General features: G+C 47.3%; 1 pseudogene. It reads left to right on the top strand.

The window, feature by feature from the left end:
- Window positions 1-30: 30 nt before the first annotated feature.
- A pseudogene (locus RYZ26_RS19905) lies at window positions 31-609 on the top strand (IS630 family transposase); the annotation flags it as partial.
- Between the last annotated feature and the right edge of the window lie 19 nt (window positions 610-628).

Here is a 628-nt window from a genome sequence, read left to right as displayed (position 1 = left end):
TCGTCAACGAAATGAAGAGGCCAATGAGGCTTTCAAAAAAACTTCCCTGCCAAAGTGGGTGAAATCCAAAGAAAAGAAGCCCAAGGCAAAACCATAGAAGTTTGGTTTCAGGATGAAGCCCGTATCGGGCAAAAGAATAAACAGACACGACGTTGGGCCAAACGCGGCACACGCCCAGAAGCGATACAGGACTTGCGAACTCGCTCAGCCTATATCTTTGGAGCGATCTGCCCAAAGGAAGGCAAAGCCGCAGGGCTCGTCATGCCAAAATGCAATACGCATGCGATGGAATTGCATTTGGAAGAAATCTCACTGGCGGTTGCTGAAAATGCCCACGCTGTTGTCATCATGGATCAGGCCGCATGGCATACCTCAGGCAAACTGAAAGTGCCTGACAATATCACCATTATGCCTTTGCCTCCAAAATCGCCCGAACTCAATCCCGTTGAAAATATTTGGCAATTCATGCGGGACAACTGGCTATCGAACAAGGTGTTCAAATCCTACAACGATATCGTTGATCATTGCTGCTACGCTTGGAACCTGTTGTGTGACCAGCCATGGAAAATTATGTCCATCGGAATGAGAGATTGGGCTCATAGGTCATAGCATTTGGGTTTTGGTATTA

It is taken from the genome of Terasakiella sediminum (assembly GCF_033100395.1).
Lineage (GTDB): Bacteria > Pseudomonadota > Alphaproteobacteria > Rhodospirillales > Terasakiellaceae > Terasakiella.
Note: the sequence above shows the minus strand (reverse complement) of the source record. Positions and strands in the feature narration are given on the sequence as shown.